Origin of the sequence: Paraburkholderia sp. RCC_158 (genome assembly GCF_041355255.1) — a bacterium.
Lineage (GTDB): Bacteria > Pseudomonadota > Gammaproteobacteria > Burkholderiales > Burkholderiaceae > Paraburkholderia > Paraburkholderia graminis.
This window is the reverse complement of sequence record NZ_JBFUPM010000002.1, coordinates 352511-368690: the sequence shown is the minus strand read 5'-3', so window position 1 is coordinate 368690 and position 16180 is coordinate 352511. Positions and strand designations below refer to the sequence as shown.

At 66.4% G+C, this 16180-nt stretch carries 15 protein-coding genes; 11 read left to right on the top strand and 4 right to left on the bottom strand.

Annotated features, from left to right (window positions below):
* The first annotated feature begins 209 nt into the window (after window positions 1-209).
* From AB6809_RS06055 to AB6809_RS06045, 3 genes are all read left to right on the top strand, one after another.
* On the top strand, window positions 210-1583 hold the full coding sequence (locus AB6809_RS06055) for an O-acetylhomoserine aminocarboxypropyltransferase (RefSeq protein WP_035569785.1): 1374 nt from the start codon (window positions 210-212) through the stop codon (window positions 1581-1583).
* Window positions 1580-2413 carry an alpha/beta fold hydrolase gene (locus tag AB6809_RS06050; RefSeq protein WP_114156293.1) on the top strand — a complete coding sequence of 278 codons (834 nt, stop codon included), beginning with the start codon at window positions 1580-1582 and terminating at the stop codon, window positions 2411-2413. Before AB6809_RS06055 ends, AB6809_RS06050 begins: the two co-directional genes overlap by 4 nt.
* A 263-nt stretch (window positions 2414-2676) precedes the next feature.
* Window positions 2677-2997 carry an Mpo1-like protein gene (locus AB6809_RS06045; RefSeq protein ID WP_025600584.1) on the top strand — a complete coding sequence of 107 codons (321 nt, stop codon included), beginning with the start codon at window positions 2677-2679 and terminating at the stop codon, window positions 2995-2997.
* 54 nt (window positions 2998-3051) lie between these two features.
* On the opposite strand, the gene AB6809_RS06040 is transcribed toward AB6809_RS06045, so the two are convergent.
* Window positions 3052-4365 carry a YihY family inner membrane protein gene (locus AB6809_RS06040; protein WP_081652996.1) on the bottom strand — a complete coding sequence of 438 codons (1314 nt, stop codon included), beginning with the start codon at window positions 4363-4365 and terminating at the stop codon, window positions 3052-3054.
* A 198-nt stretch (window positions 4366-4563) separates the two neighbouring features.
* Here AB6809_RS06040 and wrbA point away from each other — a divergent pair, with 198 nt between their 5' ends.
* The 4 genes from wrbA to AB6809_RS06020 are packed head-to-tail and all read left to right on the top strand — an operon-like array spanning window position 4564 to window position 8003.
* The gene (wrbA, locus tag AB6809_RS06035; protein ID WP_006052419.1) at window positions 4564-5166 is read left to right on the top strand and encodes an NAD(P)H:quinone oxidoreductase; all 603 of its coding nucleotides are present in this window, start codon (window positions 4564-4566) and stop codon (window positions 5164-5166) included.
* Window positions 5163-5648: a DUF2069 domain-containing protein gene (locus AB6809_RS06030; protein ID WP_081652997.1), complete on the top strand. Its 486-nt coding sequence runs from the start codon at window positions 5163-5165 to the stop codon at window positions 5646-5648. Before wrbA ends, AB6809_RS06030 begins: the two co-directional genes overlap by 4 nt.
* Window positions 5649-5706: 58 nt before the next feature.
* Window positions 5707-7125, top strand: a complete 1419-nt coding sequence (locus AB6809_RS06025) for an FAD-binding oxidoreductase (protein ID WP_029967658.1) — start codon at window positions 5707-5709, stop codon at window positions 7123-7125.
* 59 nt (window positions 7126-7184) lie between these two features.
* On the top strand, window positions 7185-8003 hold the full coding sequence (locus AB6809_RS06020) for a metallophosphoesterase (RefSeq protein ID WP_371026073.1): 819 nt from the start codon (window positions 7185-7187) through the stop codon (window positions 8001-8003).
* 55 nt (window positions 8004-8058) lie between these two features.
* On the opposite strand, the gene AB6809_RS06015 is transcribed toward AB6809_RS06020, so the two are convergent.
* Together AB6809_RS06015 and AB6809_RS06010 are read right to left on the bottom strand one after the other, a co-directional pair.
* Window positions 8059-8217: a hypothetical protein gene (locus tag AB6809_RS06015; RefSeq protein ID WP_307255431.1), complete on the bottom strand. Its 159-nt coding sequence runs from the start codon at window positions 8215-8217 to the stop codon at window positions 8059-8061.
* 203 nt (window positions 8218-8420) lie between these two features.
* Entirely contained in the window at window positions 8421-9359 is a 939-nt protein-coding gene (locus AB6809_RS06010) for a LysR family transcriptional regulator (protein ID WP_006052414.1), read from the bottom strand.
* Between the two features lie 167 nt (window positions 9360-9526).
* Here AB6809_RS06010 and AB6809_RS06005 point away from each other — a divergent pair, with 167 nt between their 5' ends.
* The 4 genes from AB6809_RS06005 to AB6809_RS05990 are packed head-to-tail and all read left to right on the top strand — an operon-like array spanning window position 9527 to window position 14432.
* The gene (locus AB6809_RS06005; protein WP_035569786.1) at window positions 9527-11140 is read left to right on the top strand and encodes an efflux transporter outer membrane subunit; all 1614 of its coding nucleotides are present in this window, start codon (window positions 9527-9529) and stop codon (window positions 11138-11140) included.
* Between the two features lie 11 nt (window positions 11141-11151).
* Window positions 11152-13368, top strand: a complete 2217-nt coding sequence (locus AB6809_RS06000; protein ID WP_371026072.1) for an FUSC family protein — start codon at window positions 11152-11154, stop codon at window positions 13366-13368.
* Entirely contained in the window at window positions 13358-13558 is a 201-nt protein-coding gene (locus tag AB6809_RS05995; protein ID WP_006052411.1) for a DUF1656 domain-containing protein, read from the top strand. The genes AB6809_RS06000 and AB6809_RS05995 overlap by 11 nt, the downstream gene beginning before the upstream one ends.
* Before the next feature lie 13 nt (window positions 13559-13571).
* A complete protein-coding gene (locus AB6809_RS05990) occupies window positions 13572-14432 on the top strand; it encodes an HlyD family secretion protein (protein WP_006052410.1) in 861 nt (286 codons plus the stop codon).
* Window positions 14433-14468: 36 nt separating this feature from the next.
* On the opposite strand, the gene AB6809_RS05985 is transcribed toward AB6809_RS05990, so the two are convergent.
* Window positions 14469-16145: a methyl-accepting chemotaxis protein gene (locus AB6809_RS05985; RefSeq protein ID WP_029967665.1), complete on the bottom strand. Its 1677-nt coding sequence runs from the start codon at window positions 16143-16145 to the stop codon at window positions 14469-14471.
* Window positions 16146-16180: the final 35 nt, after the last annotated feature.

The following is a 16180-nucleotide window of genomic DNA, read 5'->3' as shown; positions in this document are numbered from 1 at the left end:
GTAATGCATCAATGACTTTCGATCCTATCGGAAAGGCCCATAAAAGGAAAGCGGCCCCCACCAAGGCGGGGCGGCCTTCCGCCGCCAGGCAAAGGCTGCACGCACACACTCGCGCATCGGGAAAACCGCGCTTGAAGCAGCCTGCGCCGGTGATACGATGGCCGCCACCTTGACCTTTCGCGAGACCGCCCGTGGCCTCGCCGACCAGCATGTCCGCCAACCGTTTCGACACGCTTGCGCTGCACGCCGGCGCCGCGCCCGACCCCACCACCGGCGCGCGCGCCACGCCGATCTATCAGACCACTTCGTTCTCGTTTCGCGATGCGGACCACGCCGCCGCGCTCTTCAACATGGAGCGCGCCGGCCATGTCTACTCGCGCATCTCGAATCCGACCGTGGCCGTATTCGAGGAGCGCGTCGCGGCGCTCGAAAACGGCGCGGGCGCGATCGGCACGGCGAGCGGCCAGGCCGCCTTGCACCTCGCGATCGTCACGCTGATGGGCGCGGGCTCGCACATCGTCGCTTCGAGCGCGCTGTACGGCGGCTCGCATAATCTGCTGCACTACACGTTGCGCCGCTTCGGCATTGAAACGACGTTCGTCAAACCCGGCGACATCGACGGATGGCGCGCGGCGCTGCGCCCGAACACGCGCCTGCTGTTCGGCGAGACGCTCGGCAATCCTGGCCTCGACGTGCTCGACATCGCCACCGTCGCGCAAATCGCCCACGAGCATCGCGTGCCGCTTCTCGTCGATTCCACGTTCACCACGCCGTATCTGCTGAAACCGTTCGAGCACGGCGCGGACTTCGTCTATCACTCGGCGACCAAGTTCCTGGGCGGCCACGGCACGACCATTGGCGGCGTGCTGGTGGACGGCGGCACGTTCGACTTCGACGCCTCCGGGCTCTTTCCCGAATTCACCGAACCCTACGACGGCTTCCACGGCATGGTGTTCAGCGAGGAAAGCACGGTTGCGCCATTCCTGCTGCGCGCTCGCCGCGAGGGCTTGCGCGACTTCGGCGCATGCCTGCATCCACAAGCCGCCTGGCAGCTTCTGCAAGGCATCGAGACCCTGCCTCTGCGGATGGAACGGCATGTCGCCAACACGCGCCGCGTGGTCGAGTTCCTCGCCGGCCATGCGGCGGTCGAAGCCGTTGCCTATCCCGAACTGCCGACGCATGCCGATTACGCGCTCGCGCAACGCCTGCTGCCACGCGGCGCGGGCGCCGTGTTCAGCTTCAATCTGCGAGGCGACCGCGAGGCCGGCCGCCGTTTCATCGAAGCGCTGTCGCTGTTCTCGCATCTCGCGAACGTCGGCGACGCGCGCTCGCTGGTGATTCACCCTGCTTCCACCACGCACTTCCGGATGGACGCGGCCGCGCTCGCCGCGGCCGGCATCGCGGAAGGCACGATCCGGCTCTCCATTGGTCTCGAAGACCCGGATGACCTCATCGACGATCTGAAGCGCGGCCTGAAAGCCGCGCAAAAATCGACGCAGAAGCCGACACAGAAGCCGGCGCAGGACGGCGCGCCGAAGACAGACGGCAACACCGCTTCGCAACCGCGCCCGGAGTCGCCATGATCCTGACCGTTCAAGGCAAGGCCGCCTATGCCTACACCGGCGGCAAACCGTTCGACCGGAGTCTGCCGACTGCCGTTTTCATCCACGGTGCCGAGCACGACCATAGCGTGTGGGCGCTGCAAACGCGCTATTTCGCGCACCACGGCTTTAGCGTGCTGGCCGTCGATCTCCCCGGACACTGCCGCAGCGCCGGCCCCGCGTTGCACACCATCGGCGCGCTGGCCGACTGGCTCGCCGCGTTGCTCGACGCCGCAGGTGTCGCGCGCGCATTCGTCGCCGGCCATAGCATGGGGTCGCTGATCGCGCTCGACTTCGCCGGCCGCTACCCGCAGCGAACCACGCATCTCGCGCTCCTCGCCACCGCGTTGCCGATGGCGGTCTCCGATACCTTGCTCGAAGCCGCCCTACATCGAGAGCCGGACGCAATCGGCATGGTCAACGAATGGTCGCACTCGACGCTCGCGGCCAAACCGTCCTGCCCCGGTCCTGGCTTCTGGCTGCACGGTATGAACCAGCGGCTGATGGAGCGCGTTTCGGCAAAAGGCGAGACGCATCTCTTTCACACCGACTTCACCGCCTGCAATAGCTACGCGGACGGCCTTGCGCGTGCCGCGCAGGTTCGCTGCGCGACGCGCCTAGTGGTGGGCCGGCGTGATGCGATGACGCCGCCGCGCGCCGCCAAGGCGCTCGCCGATGCGCTCGCGCAGGCAGGCGCGCCCGTTGACACCGTCACGTTAGAAGCCGGGCACGCGCTGATGACGGAACAGCCCGACGCCACGCTCGACGCGCTGTTCAGTTTTGCTTCGAGACCGGTTCACGCGGCGGATTAACGCGGGGCTGCTGCGCTTCGTCGCGAGTTGGTCGTTGGTTCGCTTGTCGGTCCGCTCCTCAGCCCGCTCGCCAGCCAGTTCACGCACCCACGATAACCGCGCCGAAGCGCCTTCGCCATCGTCCGAATGGCCAGGTTGCGCCAGGCACGCGATAGCCGGACAATGAATCGAGCCTGTCATTTCGCGCGCCGTCGGGGCGCCGCGAAAACGCAGTTCGCAACAACAGGCGATGATTCGCAACGCGTAGCAATCCGGAGGCCGTTATGGCTCATACCGCGCATACCGATCACTTCGCGAACTTCGCGGAGTTTTACCCGTACTACCTGAGCGAGCATCGCAACCTGGTCTCGCGGCGGCTGCATTTCGTGGGCTCGCTCGGCGTGATCGGCTGCCTCGCGATGGCGCTCGCCACCGGCGACTGGCTGTGGCTGCCCGCGGCCGTCGTCTGCGGATACGGCTTTGCCTGGGTCGGCCATTTTTTCTTCGAGAAGAACCGGCCCGCAACGTTTCGCCATCCGCTCTACAGCCTGATGGGCGACTGGGTGATGTTCAAGGACATCTGCGTCGGCAAGATTTCGTTGTAGCGCGAGCGAGCGGGCGCGCGGCGCTGGAACCGCCGCCTCGCTGCATTCTGAGCGCTAGGCCGCCTGATGCGGCATCGACGACGTGCCGCGCTCGTTCTCTTCCGCGGCCGCCGCGCGCGCCGCGGCACGCACGGCGAGCAGCGTCGCGAGCGTCACCCGCAGTTTGTCGTTCTCGAGCGCCGCGAGCAGCGTGGCGCCGTCCACACGAGTCGACGCGAGCTGAAGCTGATACTCCAGCTCAGCGCGATCCATGACGAACAGGTCGTATAGCTGCTGCACCGTGATCTGCGCCGGGTTCGCCAGCAGCAGAAAGTGAGGGCGCGACGCGTCTTCCTGCAACTGCGCGATCCATTCGATCTGTTCGAGCTTTTGCAGCAGATTGACCGTCGTGTCCATATCGCGGCGAAGCATCCGCGAAAGCTCTGTCACCGTGTAGCCGCGCTTGCCGGCGTCGCGCGCTTCGCAAAGCCGCGCGAGCAATTCCAGCGCATCGAACAGATTGCTGCCCTCGAAAGTCGGTCGATGAAACTGGCCGATGCGGATGGCCGGCAACGCGGACGCGATCATCGCGCCCGCCAGCGTGATGAACCAGCAGAGGTACATCCACAGCAGAAACAGCGGCACCGCCGAGAACGCGCCGTACACCGCGGTATAGGTCGGCATGCGGCGCACGTAATAGCCGAAGCCGCGCTTGGCGAGTTCGAACGCAATAGCCGCCGTGACGCCGCCGATCACCGCATCGCGCCACTCCACACGGCAGTTCGGCAGATAGACATAGAGAATCGTGAAGGCGAGCGCCGTCAGCGGCAACGCGGCGCCCGCGAGCGCGAATTCGATCACCGGCGTCATGCGCTGGGCCGCGCTGAACGTCATGGACTGCGTGAACAGATACGACGAGATCGAGAGGCTCACGCCGATCAGAATCGGACCCAGCGTGATGATCGCCCAGTACACGAGGATGCGCTGCGCGATAGGCCGCGCCTTGCGCACGCGCCAGATTACGTTGAACGCGGATTCGATCGTCATCATGGTCATGACGCCCGTGAGAAACAGCAGCACCATGCCGATGGTCGTCAAGCCCTTCGCCTTCGACGCGAACTGATTCAGATACTTGAAGATCTGGCTGTTCAGTTGCGCGGGCATCAGGTGGTCGGCGAGGAAAAACTGCAGCGACTCCTGGAACGAACTGAACAGCGGAAACGCCGTGAAGAGCGCGAACGCGACGGTGGCGAGCGGCACCAGCGCGAGCATCGTGGTGAACGTGAGGCTGCCGGCCACCTGCGCAATGCGGTCTTCGCTGCTGCGCTTCGCGGCGAACTGCGCGAGCCGCTTGAGCGTATCGAGGTCGAAACGCACCCTGGACAACAAACCTGCCTCCTTGCTTTGTCTGACTGTGTTTCAGGACCGCCCGGCCGAATCTTCAGCGAACTCTCAAAGCACTCTTAAAGCATTCTGAGCGCACCCTCGACGCACCTTACGCGAGCCCTGGCCGAATGGCTATGAATGGCTGGGAACGGCCTCTAGAGCGGACCCAAGCCCTATAATACCCGTTCACTGATGAGGCTTATGAAAGACATTCTCGTGCTCTATTACAGCCGTCACGGCGCCACGCGCGAGCTTGCGCTGGCGATCGCGCACGGCGTCGACAGCGTCCCCGGCATGCAGGCGCGCGTGCGCACCGTGCCGGCGGTTTCCACCGTCTGCGAGGCGACGCAGCCCGACATTCCCGCCGAAGGACCGCCGTACGCCGAACTGCGCGACCTCGAGGAATGCGCCGGTCTCGCGCTCGGCTCGCCCACGCGTTTCGGCAACATGGCCGCATCGCTGAAGTACTTTCTCGACGGCACCACGCCGCAGTGGCTGTCGGGCGCGCTGTCGGGCAAGCCGGCCTGCGTGTTCACGTCCACCGGCAGTCTGCACGGCGGCCAGGAGTCCACGCTGTTGTCCATGATGCTGCCGCTGCTCCATCACGGCATGCTGATCGTCGGCATCCCGTACACGGAGAGCGCATTGAGCACAACGCAAAGCGGCGGCACGCCCTACGGCGCGTCGCATTTCGCGCGCGCGGGCAGCGCCGCACAAGGCATTTCCGCCGACGAGAAAACGCTGGCCGTCGCGCTCGGCGCACGTGTCGCGCGCACGGCGGCATCCATGAGCGAAAGACCGTGAATCGCACGCTGCCGCCGTCGCCAAACCTGCACGCCGCGCTCGGCGCGACGGCTTCGCTCGTCACGCTGATCGCGTTGTCGATTGCCTGGGAAGCGTGGCTCGCGCCGCTGCGCCCGGGCGGCTCGGCGCTCGTACTGAAGGCCGTGCCTCTGCTGCTCGCGCTGCCGGGCGTGTGGCGGCGGCGTCTCTATACGATGCAATGGGCGTCGATGCTGATCCTGCTTTACTTTACCGAGGGCGTCGTGCGCGGCTGGAGCGAGCGTGGCTTGAGCGCGGGCTTCGGTTGGCTGGAAGCGATGCTTAGCGTGCTCTTTTTCGTCTGTACGCTCGCGTATGTCGCGCCGTTCAAACGCGCGGCAAAAACGGCGGCGAAAGAGGCGGCACGAGAGGCCGAACGAGACGCGGAAAAAACGGCAGCGGAAAACGTATCGAACTGCGCCGCGAAGCCGCCCCGCGAACATCCGGAAAACGCGGACGTCTGAACGTAATACGCCCGACTTGCGCATCAGCATCCGCCGCCCAATCCCGCACCCAACCAACATGACCCAATCCGCTTTCCTCACTGCCTGCCGCGACGCCATCGGCGCCGCCCATGTGCTGACCGACGCGCACGACACCGCGCCCTACCTCACCGACTGGCGCCGCCGCTACACCGGCGCGGCCTGCGCGGTGCTGTCCCCGGCGACGCCCGCCGAAGTCGCGGCGCTCGTGAAGCTCGCCGTCGAACATGGCGTCCCGCTCGTGCCGCAAGGCGGCAACACCGGTCTTGCAGGCGGCGCCACGCCCGATGCGAGCGGCGCGCAGGCGGTCGTCAGCTTGCGGCGCTTGAACCGCGTGCGCGACATCGATCCGCACAACAACACCATGACCGTCGAAGCCGGCGTGATTCTCGCCGAAGTGCAAAAACGCGCCGACGAAGCCGGCCGTCTGTTCCCGCTGAGTCTTGCCGCCGAAGGCAGTTGCACGATCGGCGGCAATCTCGCGACCAACGCGGGCGGCACCGGCGTTCTGCGCTACGGCAACACGCGCGAACTCTGTCTCGGCCTCGAAGTCGTCACGCCGCAAGGCGAACTGTGGGACGGTCTGCGCGGGCTGCGCAAGGACAACACCGGCTACGATCTGCGCGATCTGTTCATCGGCGCGGAAGGCACGCTCGGCATCATCACCGCGGCCGTGCTGAAGCTGCATCCGCAGCCGGCCGCGCGGGTCACGGCGCTCGCCGCGCTCGCGTCGCCGCATGCGGCGCTCGACTTCCTGTCGCTCGCGCAACGCATCGCCGGGCCGTTGCTCACGGGCTTCGAACTGATGTCGGACTTTTGCCTGCGGCTAGTCGGCCGGCACTTCGAGCAGATGCGCTATCCGTTTGCCGAACCGCACGCGCAAATCGTGCTGCTCGAATTGTCCGACAGCGAAAGCGAGGAGCACGCGCGCGCACTCTTCGAGCGTCTGATGGAAACGGCGCTCGAAGACGGCGTGGTGCAGGACGCGGTGGTCGCGGAAAGCCTTGCGCAATCGCGCGCGTTCTGGAACCTGCGCGAACATATTCCGCTCGCGCAGGCCGAGGAAGGTCTGAACATCAAGCACGACATTGCGGTGCCGATCTCGCGCATCGGCCATTTCATCGAGGAAACCGACGCCGCGATCGCGCAGGCCGCGCCCGGCGCGCGCATGGTGACGTTCGGCCATCTCGGCGACGGCAATCTGCATTACAACGTGCAGGCGCCGGAGGGTGTCGACGCGAAGGCGTTCCTCGCGCAATTCCAGAGCCCGATCAACGGTATCGTGTACGACAGCGTGCATCGGCATCGCGGCAGCATCAGCGCCGAACATGGGCTCGGGCAGTTGAAAATTGATGAAGCGATGCACTACAAGCAGGACGTCGAGGTCCAGATGATGCGTGCGGTGAAGCGCGCGCTCGATCCGCTGAACCTGATGAACCCAGGCAAAGTGCTACGCTAAAAGCGTGAAGCAACCGGTTGAAACCGGATGCAACCCAGCCACTCGCAGGAGCCTTCTTCGTGAAAATTCGCGTGCTGTCCGATCTGCATCTCGAGAACGACGAGCCTGAACTGATTCCGCACGCAGAAGCGGATCTGATCGTGCTGGCCGGGGACATTCACAATCACGCGGCGGGCCCGCGCTGGGCCGCGCAGACCTTCGACGGCGCGACGCCGGTGATCTACGTGCCGGGCAATCATGAGTACTACGACGGCGAGTTCGGCGCGCTAGAAACCGCGTTGTACGACGCGGCCGCGCAGGTCGACAAGGTGTACGTACTGAACAACGCCGCACTCGTCGATCCGCAGGGACGCTGGCGCGTGCTCGGCACGACGTTATGGACGGATTTTGCGCTGTTCGGCGCGGACAGCGCGGCGCTGGAAGAATCGATGGAGGCGTCGCGGCGCGCGATGCTCGACTTTCGCGGGCCGATTCAGATCAACTGGCCGCACGGGCTGGAAAACCGCGCCGAGGACGACGCGCGCGACTTCACGCCCGGCGACGCGCTCGCGCTGCATCGCAAGGCGCGCGCCTGGCTCGAGAACGAACTGGCGAAACCGTTTGCCGGGCAGACGGTCGTGGTCACGCATCACGCGCCGCATCGTTTGAGTCTCGCGGAGCGTTACGCGGAAGACCGCGTGTCCGCGGGCTTCGTCAACCATTTGCCGGAGCTCGTGCGGGCACCCGTCACGCTATGGATTCATGGGCACACGCATACGTCGTTCGACTACACGGTGAACGGCACGCGCGTGGTGTGCAATCCGCGGGGCTATTTCGAGCGGCGCAGCAGGCAGTGGGAAAATCCGCAGTTCGCGTGGGATAAGGTCGTCGAGATCTAGCGCGGCGGCGCTGCGGCCTCAAACCGCAGACGCGCCCCGCCGCAAGCCCAAACGGCTACCGCCCGCTCCGCTGCTTGCCGGCTTCGGGACGCTCGATCCTGATCGGCGCAAGTTGCGGCTGCTGCTGACGCAGGCGGCGCAGCAGGTCGCGAGATGCGGCAATGCCGATCAGTCCAAACATGACGGCCACGCCGAACATCAGATGCGTATCCATGAAATCCTCGTCCTTCGGTGATTGCGATTGCCGAACGTGGCGGCGAAAACAACGCGCCGGTTTGACGCGCCGCGCATTAACCACACGGTAGCAAATCGATTCGCGCGCGGAAGTAAGGAAATGTTGCGGCGCGGCGCCGATGTAACAGCGCGCCGATTCAAGCGCCCGTCACCCAACCGGACGAGCCGAAACCGCTCGCCGGCTCAGGTCCGCGCGAACTGCCGCAGCTCGGCTTCGTCGACTGCGAGCGTCGCCGGAAGCTCGTCGCGCAGATGCTCGATCCACGTGCGGATCTTCGCGTCCAGATACTGGCGCGACGGATACAACGCGTACAGGTTCATCTCCTGTGAGGTGTAGTCGGGCAGGAGTCGCACCAGGTCGCCTTTGCGCAAGCCGCTGATCGCCGAGTAAATCGGAATCAGGCCGATGCCCATGCCGCTCGTCACCGCGACGGCCATCGCCTCCGCGACGTTCACCTGAAACGTGGCCGGCCCGAGCGCGATGGTTTCCTCGCCGTTGGGGCCGTCGAAGGTCCATTTGTCGGGCGGAAACACCGGCGTGACCATTTGCAGGCAGGCGTGGCTCGCGAGATCGGACGGCGTTTGCGGAACGCCGTGTTTCTCCAGATAAGCCGGCGACGCGCACACGATGCTGAACGCGCTGCCCAGCCGCTGCGACACCAGTCCCGAATCCGGCAGACCCGTGGCGAGCGTCAGCGACACGTCGAAACCTTCGTCGAGCAGATCGGGCATGCGCTGCGCGAGCGTGAGCTCGACATGCACTTCGGGGTAACGTTGCTGATAGCGGCCCACCGCCGGCACGACGTAGTGCTGGCCGAAGCTCGTCATCGCGTGAACCTTCAGTTTGCCGGACGGACGCGCGTGCGCGTCGCTCGCCTCGGCTTCCGCCTGATCGACATACGCGAGGATCTGCTCGCAGCGCTGCAAATAGCGCTCGCCCGCCTCGGTGAGCGCGATGCGGCGCGTGGTGCGGTTCAACAGGCGCGTGCGCAGATGCGCTTCCAGATCGGAGACCGCGCGCGACGCGTACGCGGTCGTCGTATTAAGGTGCTGCGCGGCACCCGTGAAACTGCCCGCCTCGACGACGCGGACAAATACGCGCATGTTTTGAAGCGTATCCATACCTGATCCTTATCCAGCATCCAAGCCAACCCGTCGATTGTTACACGCAATGCAAAGGCGATTATCACGATTCCCGTAAAAATCCCTTGCATCTTTACCGGTTATTCCCCAATCGATCGAAAAATATAATTGCGCGGTAGCTTCTATAGTCATTTCTGGAGGAAATCGTGCAGTCTCCGGTCGCCACGAGGATCGCCGCAGCCGCGGCTCTTACGATCCTATTAACAATTGCCGGCTGTGCAAGTACCGGAGGCATCGCCCCGCAGGCGAGCCGTACCGACCCGGCCTCGCTCGACGCGGGCAATGCGATCCGCGCGGCCGACGCCGACGCCCAGTGGCCCGCCGCCGACTGGTGGCGCCTCTATGGCGATCCGCAACTGGACGCGTGGGTCGAGGCCGCCCAGGCGAACAATCCGAGCCTCGCCGCGGCGCAGGCGCGCGTGCGCGAAGCCATGTCGATGGCGGGCGTCGCCCGTTCGGCGCTGGCTCCCCAGGTGAACGGCGACCTGTCGATCAAGCGCCAGAAGTGGGCCGACAACCTGTACTACGGTCCGGGTCCGCTCGCCGGCGAGCAATCGTGGAACAACACCGGCACGCTCGCGCTCTCCTATCACCTCGATCTGTGGGGCAAGGACCGCAACGCCGCCGAGCGCGCCCTCGACGCGGCGCACGCGCGCGCCGCCGATGCCCGCGCCGCCCAGCTCGAACTGGAAGCCAACGTGGTGCGCACGTACATCGGCATGTCGCTCGACTACGCGCTGCTCGACATCGCCCGCGCCACCTTGCAGCAACAGCAGCAAATCGCCGACCTGGCGAACCGGCGTCTGAAGGGCGGCATCGGCACGCAGCTCGAAGCGAGCCAGGCGCAAACGCCGCTGCCGGAATACGAGCGGCAAATCGATGCGCTCGAGGAAAGGATCGCGCTCGGCCGCAATCAACTGGCGGCGCTCGCGGGCAAAGGCCCCGGCGCGGGCGACTCGATCCAGCGGCCGAAGCTCTCGCTCGCCGCGCCCGCGGGCTTGCCGAGCGCGCTGCCTGCTGAGCTGATCGGCCATCGGCCGGACATCGTCGCTGCGCGCTGGACGGTGGCGGCGCAGGCGCGCGGCATCGACGTCGCGAAGGCCGGGTTTTATCCGGACATCGATCTGCTCGCGTCGATCGGCGGCTATGCGGCGATGGGGCCGCTCTTCCAGTTCCTGAAGAATCCGTCGCATAGCTGGAGCGCCGGTCCGGCGCTGTCGCTGCCGATCTTCGACGGCGGCCGGCTGCGCTCGGAACTGGGCGCGGCTTCCGCCGGTTACGACGAGGCGGTGGAGAACTACAACCAGTCGATCGTCGGCGCGCTCAAAGACGTCTCCGATCAGGTGATCCGCATCCGCTCGCTGACGACGCAGGCGCAGGACGCCGAGCGCTCGGTGGCCGCCGCGCGCAAGAACTACGAACTGGCGCGCGAAGGTTATCGGCGCGGTCTCACCGACTATCTGAACGTGCTGACGGCGCAAAACCAGTTGCTGCGCGCGCAGGAAGGCGTCGCAAAAGTCCACGCGGAGCGGCTTGGCGCGCATGCGTCGCTGGTTACCGCGCTGGGCGGCGGCCTCGACGAGCCGGCGAACGGGCCGGCGGCGAACGAAACGCTGCCGGGGCATGGCAAGGGCAAGGGCGGCGCCGAGGGCAGTGTCAGCAATTCCGCTGCCGCCTCGAACGGAACCGCTGCGCCCGAGGCGGCAGGCCCCGCACCGCGCCCAGCAACAAGCCCCGCGCCCCACGCCGCAGCCGACTAAGGAAGCCCGCCATGTCAGCCTCCCCTGCTTCCGCTTCGCGCCCCCCGTCACTCGCCGCCTGGTCGCGCGCCGCCGCCGACTGGGCGCGCACCGACGGCCTCACGTGGATCTATCTCTTCAAGGCGCTGGCCGCGTGCTTCCTCGCGCTCGGCATCGCGATGAAGCTCGACCTGCCGCAGCCGCGCACCGCGATGACCACCGTCTTCATCGTGATGCAGCCGCAGAGCGGCATGGTGTTCGCGAAGAGCTTCTACCGGATTTGCGGCACGCTCGTCGGCCTCGTCGTGATGCTCGCGCTGATCGGACTTTTCGCACAGCAGCCGGAGCTCTTTATCGCGACGACGGCGATCTGGGTCGGCATCTGCACCGCCGGCGCCGCGCGCAATCGCAATTTCCGGTCGTACGGATTCGTGCTCGCGGGCTACACCGCCGCGCTGATCGGCATCCCCGCCTCGCAGCATCCGGACGGCGCGTTTCTCGCCGCGCTCACGCGCGTCGCGGAAGTCGTGCTCGGCATCGTCTGCGCGGGCGCGGTCAGCGGCCTCGTGTTCCCGCAATTCGCCGGCTTGCAGATGCGCGGCGCGGTGCGGGCGCGGTTCTCCTCGTTCGTCGACTATGTGTCGGCGTCGCTGGCCGGGCGCATCGACCGCGCGCAGATCGAGGCGACCAATGCGCGCTTCGTCGCGGACATCGTCGGCTTCGAGGCGGCGCGCAGCGTCGCCGTGTTCGAAGGCCCGGATTCGCGGATGCGCGCCGGCCGTCTCGCGCGCCTGAACAGCGAGTTCATGACCGCGTCGACGCGCTTTCACGCGCTGCATCAGTTGATGAACCGGCTGCGCAACGCCGGCACGCATGGCGCCGTGATCGCCATCGACGCGCTGGAGCCGTACTTCAAGGAGATCGCGCCCTTGCTCGCGAAGTCCGGCGAGCCGGTGCGAAGCGCCGCCGCCGCCGCGCAACTCGAAGCGTACAAGGCCGAGTTGCCGCGCCGCGTGCGCGCGACGCGCGCCGCGCTCGAAACGCATCCCGACGCGCCGCTGCTCGACTTCGACACGGGCGCCGAACTGCTGTACCGCTTCATCGACGACCTGCATGCGTACGCGGCCACGTACGCGTCGCTGGCCGTCGACACCCACGCGCGCGAGCGCTGGGTCGAGCGCTACGAGCCAAAGACGAACGCAATCGCGGCGGGCGTCGCCGGCCTGCGCGCGGCGCTCGTGATGATGGCGCTCGGCGCCTTCTGGATCGCCACCGCATGGCCGAGCGGCTCGACGCTCACGCTCAACGCGGCGGCCGTGTGCGCGCTGGCGTCGTCGTCGCCGGACCCGAAACGCACCGTGTTCCAGATGGCCGGCGGGACGCTCGCGGCCTCGGTGATGGGCATGCTCGCGGTGTACGGCGTGTTTCCGCGCATCGACGGCTTCCCGCTGCTGTGCGCCGCGCTCGCGCCGTTCCTGCTGCTCGGCGTATTCATGACGACGCGGCCCGCGCTCGCCGGCTACGGCGTCGGCTACTGCATCTTCTTCTGCTTTCTCGCCGGCCCGGACAACGTGATGCATTACGACCCGACCAGCTTTATCAACGACGCGATGGCGCTCGTGCTGTCGATGCTGGTGTCGTCGGTGGCGTTCGCCGTGTTGCTGCCGCCGTCCACGCCGTGGCTGCGCAACCGGCTGCTCGCCGATCTGCGCCGCCAGGTCGTGCTCGCGAGCCGCGCGCATCCGAGCCGCGTGCGCTCGCACTTCGAGAGCGGCGCGCGCGACCTGATGTTCCAGATCAACGCGCTCGCGCAGAACGATCCGGCGGCGCGGCGCGACACGTTGCGCTGGCTGTTTTCGGTGCTCGAAATCGGCAATGCGGTGATCGATCTGCGCCGCGAAGTGGCCGCGCTGCCGGCCGACCCGCGCTACGCGAAAACGACGCCGTGGCGCATTGCACTGCGCGCGATGTGCGACGCGCTGACCGCCCTCTTCGAACGGCCGCGCAGCGATCGCTTCGAACGCGCGCTTAAAGCGACCAGCGAAGCCATTGAGGCCATGCAGGCGTTACTTACGGCGTTGGCGTTCGCCCCGCCGCGCGACGAGCGCCATCGGCTGCAACGCATTCTGAGCCAGTTGCATTTCATTCGTACCGCGCTGCTCGATCCGCAGTCGCCGCTCGAACCGTGGACGGGCGCGCGAGCCGACGCACCGGCCGACGCACCCAAAGGAGCCTCACATGCCGCGTGACATTGCCGTTTTCGACGCCTACGTGCCCACGATCGTGCTGCTGTTCGTCGCGGGCGCGGCGATTACCTGGGTGCTGGATCGCGTGATCGCCTATACGGGCGTTTATCGCGTGGTGTGGCATCCGTCCCTGTTCCGGGCCAGCCTGCTCGTCTGCGTATGCGGCGTGCTCGGCCTTGCCGTTTATCGTTGATCCGAGTCGAAACATGACCATCCGAAATCTTGTTGGCTTCGTCGCGACAGCCATTGTTTTTATCGTCGCGATCCTGCTGGGGCGCGTGCTGTGGGTTCATTACATGGACGAACCGTGGACGCGCGACGGACGCGTGCGCGCCGAGATCGTCAATGTCGCGCCGGACGTGTCGGGCGCCGTCGTCGAGTTGCCGGTCAAGGACAATCAACTGGTGAGGAAAGGCGATTTGCTGATGCAGATCGACCCGTCGCACTACGAGATCGCCGTCGAGCAGGCGCAGGCGGCGGTGGCCGCGCGCAAGGCCGAATTGCAGATGAAGCGCGACGACGCGCGGCGTCGCGCGGATATGGATTCGCTCGTGGTGTCGAAGGAGAGCCAGGAAAATGCGGCGCATACGGCATCGGCCGCCGAGGCCGCCTATCAGCAGGCGCTCGCCGCGCTCGACGCCGCGAAGCTCAATCTCGCCCGCACGCGCGTCGTGTCGCCCGTCGACGGCTACGTGACGAACCTGAACGTGTTTCGCGGCGATTACGCGACGGCCGGCGCGGCGAAGCTCGCGATCGTCGACAGCCACTCATTCTGGGTCTATGGCTACTTCGAGGAAACCAAGCTGCCGCACCTGCATATCGGCGACAAGGCCGAAGTGCGGCTGATGAGCGGCGGCACGCTGCAAGGCCACGTCGAAAGCATCTCGCGCGGCATCTACGACCGCGACAATCCGCAAAGCCGCGAACTGCTCGCCGACGTCAACCCGACCTTCAACTGGGTGCGGCTCGCGCAGCGCGTGCCGGTGCGCGTGAAGATCGACTCGGTGCCCGACGGTGTCGTGCTGGCAGCGGGCATTACCTGCACGGTGGTCGTCAAGCAGAGCTGAGCGGCGCGGCTACAAGCTCTGCAAGCTATACAAGCTCTACAAGCGGAACTTGCCGACCATCTGCTTGAGGCCGTGCGCCTGATCGTCGAGCGAGCGGGCCGCCGCGGTCGCCTGCTCGACCAGCGCCGCGTTCTGCTGCGTGCCCGAATCCATTTGCGCGACGGCGAGGTTGATTTCCTCGATGCCGGCGCTCTGCTCCGACGAAGCCGCCGAGATCTCGCCCATGATGTCGGTGACGCGCTTCACCGCCTTGACCACTTCGTCCATCGTCTGGCCGGCGTCCTGCGCGAGCGTCGAGCCGTTGCTGACCCGCTCGACCGACGTGCTGATCAAGCCCTTGATCTCCTTCGCGGCGGCGGCGCTGCGCTGCGCGAGGTTGCGCACCTCGGCGGCGACCACCGAAAAGCCGCGCCCTTCCTCGCCCGCGCGCGCCGCCTCGACGGCCGCGTTCAGCGCGAGAATATTGGTCTGAAACGCGATGCCCTCGATCACGCCGATGATGTCGCCGATGCTGCGCGCACTGTCGTTGATCTCGTTCATCGTCGCGACGACGCGGCTCACCACTTCGCCGCCCTTCTCCGCGATCTCCGACGCGTTGTTGGCGAGCGTGCTCGCCTGCTTCGCGTTGTCGGCGTTCTGGCGAACCGTCGACGTCAACTGCTCCATGCTGCTCGCCGTGCGCTCGAGCGCCATCGCCTGCTGCTCGGTGCGTTGCGACAGATCGAGATTGCCCATCGAAATTTCGCCCGAGGCGGTCGCAATCGCGTCCGCGCTCGACGCAATGTCCGATACCGTGGTCGCGAGGCCGCTTTGCATGTCGGAGAGCGCGTACAGCACGCTCGACTTGTCCTTACGTCCAAGCTTGATCTGGTTCGACAGATCGCCCGCCGCGATCCGGCTCGCGATCTCTTTCGCGTAGGCCGGTTCGCCGCCCAACTGGCGCGCGAGGCGGCGCACCACCCACTCGCTGACGAACGCGGCGAGCACGATCAGCCCGACCGTCATCACCGCGAGCATCACGAACGACGAGTGATAAATGAAGCCGGACGCGTCGATGGTCGCCTTCGCGGCCGTGCCGCGTTCCGCCACGAGTTGATCGACGAGTTTTTCGAGCTTGCCGGTTTCGACAAGCAGCGACACGTCCTGCGTGCCGACCTGCCAGTTCATCTGCGAAAGGTCGAGCGGCTGCGCTTTCACGAGCGTCACGAAGTCACGCAAATGCGCGCTCCACGTCGCGACGCCGGCGGCGAATTTCTTCTGATGCTCGACGGCCTGCGCGTCGGATTTGTCGACGTACTGCTGCAGCGTGGCGAGTTCGGCGGCGAGGCCGTTCAGGCCCTTGTCGATGTCGGCGCCCAGTTCGTCGCGCTCTTTCGCGGTGGTCGCCGTCAGCAGCATTTTTTGCGCGCGGCTTGCACGCAGCATATGGCCGCGCGCTTCCTCGGCGGCGCGGCTCGCGACGTGGCCCTGGTCGTAGATGGATTGCGCGGACGCGTTCAGGCGGCTGATCTGCGTGAGGGAAAACACGCCGATTGCCAGCGTGCCGACCAGCAGCACCGCGAACGCGGCGCGCAACATGGCCTTGACCGACAGCCCCTTGAGCCGCACGACTCGCGACCCGCCACCCTTTCCCCGCGACGGCGACCGGCCGGCCGCCTCCGTGTCCGGAACGAACCCCGCGCTCTTCCGGCTGCCCAGCGGAACTGCTGACACTGCTGAACCTGCTTTCATATTCCCCGTCCCCACGT

Bases quoted from the DNA above. Each gene is read 5' to 3' on its own strand.
- AB6809_RS06025 (WP_029967658.1), top strand. From the start codon at position 5,707: ATGACCCAATCCGCTTTCCTCACTGCCTGCCGCGACGCCATCGGCGCC.
- AB6809_RS06015 (WP_307255431.1), bottom strand. From the start codon at position 8,217: ATGGATACGCATCTGATGTTCGGCGTGGCCGTCATGTTTGGACTGATC.
- AB6809_RS06010 (WP_006052414.1), bottom strand. From the start codon at position 9,359: ATGGATACGCTTCAAAACATGCGCGTATTTGTCCGCGTCGTCGAGGCG.
- AB6809_RS05995 (WP_006052411.1), top strand. From the start codon at position 13,358: ATGCCGCGTGACATTGCCGTTTTCGACGCCTACGTGCCCACGATCGTG.
- AB6809_RS06055 (WP_035569785.1), top strand. From the start codon at position 210: ATGTCCGCCAACCGTTTCGACACGCTTGCGCTGCACGCCGGCGCCGCG.
- wrbA (WP_006052419.1), top strand. From the start codon at position 4,564: ATGAAAGACATTCTCGTGCTCTATTACAGCCGTCACGGCGCCACGCGC.
- AB6809_RS06000 (WP_371026072.1), top strand. From the start codon at position 11,152: ATGTCAGCCTCCCCTGCTTCCGCTTCGCGCCCCCCGTCACTCGCCGCC.
- AB6809_RS06045 (WP_025600584.1), top strand. From the start codon at position 2,677: ATGGCTCATACCGCGCATACCGATCACTTCGCGAACTTCGCGGAGTTT.
- AB6809_RS06050 (WP_114156293.1), top strand. From the start codon at position 1,580: ATGATCCTGACCGTTCAAGGCAAGGCCGCCTATGCCTACACCGGCGGC.
- AB6809_RS05990 (WP_006052410.1), top strand. From the start codon at position 13,572: ATGACCATCCGAAATCTTGTTGGCTTCGTCGCGACAGCCATTGTTTTT.